The sequence below is a fragment of the Caballeronia choica genome, assembly GCF_001544535.1.
GTDB classification, from domain to species: Bacteria; Pseudomonadota; Gammaproteobacteria; order Burkholderiales; family Burkholderiaceae; genus Caballeronia; species Caballeronia choica.
Window position 1 is genome coordinate 1 of record NZ_FCON02000280.1, and the last position, 5,422, is coordinate 5,422.

The window sequence follows — 5,422 nt, forward strand, 5'->3', positions numbered from 1 at the left end:
TAAACCTCTGGATTTTCACATTCTCGAGTACATCGACGGTCCTGAGCTGAATCGCGCGACGCAAATGCGCCGGCGACCGCATCGAGGTAACTCATCGTCAGGATTGCTTCGCTTATTACATCTGCGCCCCGATCATCCAAGGTACGAATTCCTCGTTGCCGACGCCCAACGCTTCGCTTTTGCTCTCCTTGCCAGACGCGACCTCAATGATCATCTTGAAGATTTCCTCTCCTTTTTGTTCGACCGTCGCCGTGCCATCCATGATCTCGCCACAGTTGATGTCCATGTCATCGGCCATTCGCTTGTACATGCTGGTGTTCGTGGCGACCTTGATCGAAGGTGCCGGCTTGGCGCCAAAACAGGATCCACGTCCGGTCGTGAAGACCACCAGATTTGCCCCGCTCGCGATCTGGCCGGTCGCGCCCATCGGGTCGTATCCTGGCGCGTCCATGAAGACCAGGCCTTTGACGTCGACTGGCTCGGCATAGCGATAGACACCCATGAGAGGGGATGAGCCACTCTTCGCCACCGCACCCAACGACTTTTCAAGGATGGTGGTCAGCCCACCCGCCTTGTTGCCAGGCGTCGGATTGTTATCGATGCTGCCTTTCTCTCTTTCCGCGTACTGCTCCCACCAATGGATTCGCTCAACGATCTTTTCGCCGACTTCGGGACGAATTGCGCGTCGGGTTAAAAGATGCTCTGCACCATAAATTTCCGGGGTTTCGGTGAGAATGGCGGTGCCACCATGCTGTACCAGCAAATCGACTGCAGCACCGAGTGCAGGATTTGCGGTAATCCCCGAATACCCGTCAGATCCTCCACATTGCAGCGCGATGCTCAGATGGGAGATGGGCAAGGGCTCTCGCGTTGCCTCGTTCGCGACTGGGAGCATTTTTTGGACGGCGGCAATCGCAGCATCGACGGTCTTCTGGGTACCGCCTTGCTCTTGCATCACGAGCGGCACCATGAGCGGACCGGGCTGCACACCTTCGGCGACGAACATCGCACCCATCTGGTTCGCCTCGCAGCCGAGCCCAATGATAAGAACGCCCGCAAAATTCGGATGCTTTGCATAGCCGCCAATGGTGCGGCGCAATTGCTGAATACCTTCGCCGTCGTGATCGATGCAGCACCCGAAGCTGTGGGTGATCGGAACAATGCCATCGACATTTGGGTACGCGTCGAGCGCCCCGGGCGCTGAGAAATGCTGCGTGACCAGCTTTGTCACCGTTGCCGAGCAGTTGACGGTACTAATCACGCCAATGTAGTTACGTGTCGCGACTTGGCCATCCGGCCGACGAAATCCTTGAAAAGTAAGCGGTAAGGCGGGAGGTTCGGTGCGCTTCGCATCGATTCCGAACGCATAGTCTCGGGCGAAGTCGCCCATCGCCATGTTTTGGACGTGAACATGATCGCCCGGCGCAATCGCTTTAGTCGCGAACCCGATGATTTGCCCGTATCGGCGTACGGTGCCTCCGGCTTCGATGGCGCGCAAAGCAACTTTGTGAGCGGCAGGAATATCGTCGCGAACGACCAGCCCTCCCAGCTCAGGGACTACGGTTCCAGCGGCGAGTGCACTACGCGCGATCGCGACATCGTCGTTTTCGTTCAACTTGACGGTTAAAGCGGTCGAAGTCATTTTCTGTCTCGTGTATGTGGGGCTGTCAGCCTGATTCCAGACAACGGTAAGCGTGGTATAGCGATCCGTCGTGTGGGAACGCCTATGCGCCGTTGCTTACTGCGGGTCCGCGGCCGCAGGCACTGCGAGGTGTTGGTCTTGCACTGCGTCACGGGGATGACGTTCAGAGCCGTGGCGAAGACGCACGGCGCAAACCGCCGCAAGTACGATCACGCCAGCCATAAGCAGCAGTCCGTTTATGGCTTTGCCGGTCGTTTGCTCGACGATGCCCATCACGGTAGGTCCAACAAACCCGCCAAGGACGCCGCAGGAGTTCAACAGCCCCAAACCTCCAGCCAGGGCAGTCCCGCTCAGGCGCGAGCTGGGGAAGCTAAAGAGCACGGACTGTACGCCGAAGAACATCAGCGCTGCTACACACATCGCCAGCAAAGCAAGTGCGGGAGGCGCATATACCGCCACCACGAGACCAGAGGCCATGATGAGGAACCCGACGACAAGCAGAGCGCGGCTTTGAGCGGAAGTCTTAGCCAGACCCGGCAGCGTTGCCGCACCGATCGACGCTGCAAGCCATGGCGCGGCCGAAAGCACTCCAATGAGGAACGGGGAGAAGTGGCCAGAGGCTCCAATGATGCCGGGCAGGAAAAAGATGACAGCGTAGATCGTGATCTGGTGGCAGAAGTAGACGATGATAGCGAGCCAAACTTGCTTGTCGCGGAGGCAATCCTTGAAATTGTGGGCGGCGTTGTGTTCCCGTTCCGACAGTCGACGTTCAAGGTCAGTTGCCTCTTGCTTCGACAGCCACGGTGCGGCGCTCGGTCGATCCGGAAGCTTTTTCCACACAACGTAAGCGAGCACAATCGCAGGCAACCCTTCCAGGAAGAACAACCATTGCCAGCCGTGCATTCCGAACGCGCCATCAAGTTCAAGCAGAGCACCACCGATCGGTCCCCCGATGACATTTGCAATGCAAACGCCCAACAAGAAATAGCCGGTTGCGCGCGCGCAATCCTTGCGGTCAAACCAATAGGTTAGATACAAGATGACGCCGGGGAAGAAACCAGCTTCGGCTGCCCCCAGCAAAAGGCGCAACACGTAGAACGACGTTTCCCCCTGCACGAAGGCCATCGCAGTGGACAACACACCCCACGTGACCATGATGCGCGTGATCCAGAAACGTGCGCCGACTCGGTGCATCAACAAGTTGCTCGGGATCTCGAGTGAAGCATACGAGAGAAAGAACAGCCCAGCGCCGAGACCGTAGGAAGCCGCGGAAAGCCCGAGATCAATGCTCATGGAGTGCTTCGCCAGCGCAATATTCGTGCGATCAAGGAAGCTGACCGTGTACACGAGGATGAGCAGAGGCATCAGTTTCCAAAAGATCCGCCTATTTAGTGACGAAGGATCTTCAGGTGAGGCGGTTAGCGAGCCGGCTTTGTCAGATTGCATAAATGTCTCCAATTACGGTTTCTTGGTACCAATGGCGTTGCTGCAGCCATGACCACCCCAACGGCGACGTCTCGGCGGGTGCGCTCGGGCGGCAAACTCATTTTGATACGTGATTTGTGATCACAAAATCAGGTTATGCGAGCGGAATGTGGCCGTCAAGACCTGCGTCGATCAGGTAAACCCTCGCTTCGCTGGAGAAGTCGGGTCGTTGCACGAATCACATATGTGAGTATCATGATCACAAATCACTTCGCCTGATGGAGGCAATCATGGCAGCCGCTCGTTCAGGGTCGCAGGACTTACCAACTCTTGAACTCGTTCCACGCGAGACGATGGCTGAGCGCGTGTACCTTCAATTGCGCGAGGCGATCATGACGGGCCGGTTCGCGCCAGGCCAGACATTGACCCTTCGCGGTGTCGCAGAGGCGGTCGGCTCCTCGACAATGCCCGTTCGTGGGGCACTAACGCGCTTGCAGGCAGAAGGGGCCCTGATTGACGGGCCCGGCCGGGGGTTGATGGTGCCCCCAATGACGCTTGAGATTCTCGACGAACTGCGCGACGGTCGAATCGCGCTCGAGGGGTGTATCGCGAAGCGGGCGGCGACCCGGATGACGAAGGCAGATCTCAGCGCTCTGCAGCGGGTGTTCGACAGGATGGATGCGCGCGCTAAGGCGGGTGACGTTGCGGGCTATCTTCGCGGCAATTTTGAGTTCCATCAGGCAATCTACGCTCACGGGTGCAGCGAAGTGATGATGGGAACGGTCCAGAATCTTTGGATGCGTATCGGTCCATTCTTGAATCTGGTCGCGCCGGACCTTGCCCACATTGCGCATTCCATGGAAGCACACAGGCAGATTTTCGATGCACTGAAGCGCGGCGACGGCGAGGCCGCGAGGGCCGGAATCGAGCGCGATCTGGGCGACGCTGCGGACGATATCAAGGCGCGATTGTTAAGCAGAGAAGCCGCAAACGCGGCGCAGTCGGAAACGGCCTAGAGCAGCACCCGGCGCGGCACCCGTGAGAGTCACTTCCGCGGTCCTCGCTGGACGAGGAGGCGGTGTCCGTTGACGCAATGAGCGGGGCACCCGCGCTTTCAGCCGGATGCCAACCTGGCGCATGACCATTAGAAATCAAACAGTCAGCAGCCCGCGGCGCGCTTCTAGGGGCGCGCTTTAAGAGAAACCAACTTAGCGTTTATCCCAATCAAAAACCGGTTGACTCGTCCCCACCCGAGATACAAACTGAATCTATGTTGTGATCACAAGTCACTAATCTCAAAAAACAGAAGGTCTTGGTGTTTCGTATGACAAAGCATACAGCCGATGGTTGAGCCGCGAAAACCCGACGGTTTTTTGGTGATCACGAATCACAAGTTTCGAGAGAATGCAGTCAAGCAATTGCCCTTGTGGGAGACGATCACCTCGCCCAGCCGCTCGGTTTGATGCCCGCATATAAACCGTGGCAAATACCTCCGTAAAACAAAAGGGAGACAAACATGACAGTTCTACAGATGTTGAAGCCAAACGTGGGCCTACGCGTGCTCGTAACAGGCGGTGCGTCCGGCATTGGGCTCGTAATTGCACGCGCGTTTGTCGATGCCGGCTCGCGCGTTCATGTCTGTGACGCGAGCCAGCAGGCCATCGACGCGCTGCTCGAAGCCGAGAGCCGCGTGGAATCAAACGCGATCACCGCGACGCTCGCTGACGTATCGGACGCGGCTGCGGTCGAACGCGTCTTCGCCGATGTACAGAATCGACTTGGCGGCCTCGATGTGCTGATCAACAACGCAGGTATCGCGGGTCCCACGGGCAGCATCGACGAGCTCGATATGAGCGAGTGGAAGCAAACCATTGACGTGAACTTGAACGCGCAATTCTATTTCTCTCGCCGCGCGGTGCCGCTCCTGCGCAGTGCGCCCAACGGCGGCGCAATCATCGGCCTGTCCTCAGTTGCCGGGCGTCTGGGCTACGCCTATCGAACGCCGTACTCCGCAACGAAGTGGGCGGTCGTCGGGCTGACTAAAAGTCTTGCTATCGAACTCGGACCTGTCGGCATCCGTGTGAACGCGATTCAGCCTGGCATTGTTAAAGGCCCTCGGATCGAGCGCGTGATGGAGGCGCGCGCGCGCCAACTCGGCATCTCCTATGAAGAGATGGAGAAACAGTATCTCGAGAAGATTTCACTGCGCCGGATGACAACCCCCGAGGAAGTCGCGGCCACTGCACTCTTTCTGTGTTCGCCGGGCGGCAGCGGCATCTCAGGGCAGGCGATCTCGGTCTGCGGCAACGTCGAAGTGCTTTGAACGCATTTGAATGCATTGATCACGAGAGGTTT

General features: G+C 58.0%; 4 protein-coding genes. 2 read left to right on the forward strand and 2 right to left on the reverse strand.

Annotated features, from left to right (window positions below; all coding sequences use genetic code 11):
* Positions 1–115: 115 nt before the first annotated feature.
* Both AWB68_RS42255 and AWB68_RS42260 read right to left on the reverse strand, forming a co-directional pair.
* On the reverse strand, positions 116–1,642 hold the full coding sequence (locus tag AWB68_RS42255) for a D-arabinonate dehydratase (RefSeq protein WP_087650078.1): 1,527 nt from the start codon (positions 1,640–1,642) through the stop codon (positions 116–118).
* A gap of 96 nt (positions 1,643–1,738) precedes the next feature.
* Positions 1,739–3,088: an MFS transporter gene (locus AWB68_RS42260; protein WP_087650079.1), complete on the reverse strand. Its 1,350-nt coding sequence runs from the start codon at positions 3,086–3,088 to the stop codon at positions 1,739–1,741.
* Between the two features lie 269 nt (positions 3,089–3,357).
* On the opposite strand from AWB68_RS42260, the gene AWB68_RS42265 reads away from it, so the two are divergent.
* The gene (locus AWB68_RS42265; protein WP_235028816.1) at positions 3,358–4,083 is read left to right on the forward strand and encodes a GntR family transcriptional regulator; all 726 of its coding nucleotides are present in this window, start codon (positions 3,358–3,360) and stop codon (positions 4,081–4,083) included.
* 500 nt (positions 4,084–4,583) lie between these two features.
* Positions 4,584–5,390 carry an SDR family oxidoreductase gene (locus AWB68_RS42270; RefSeq protein ID WP_087650080.1) on the forward strand — a complete coding sequence of 269 codons (807 nt, stop codon included), beginning with the start codon at positions 4,584–4,586 and terminating at the stop codon, positions 5,388–5,390.
* Positions 5,391–5,422 lie beyond the last annotated feature (32 nt).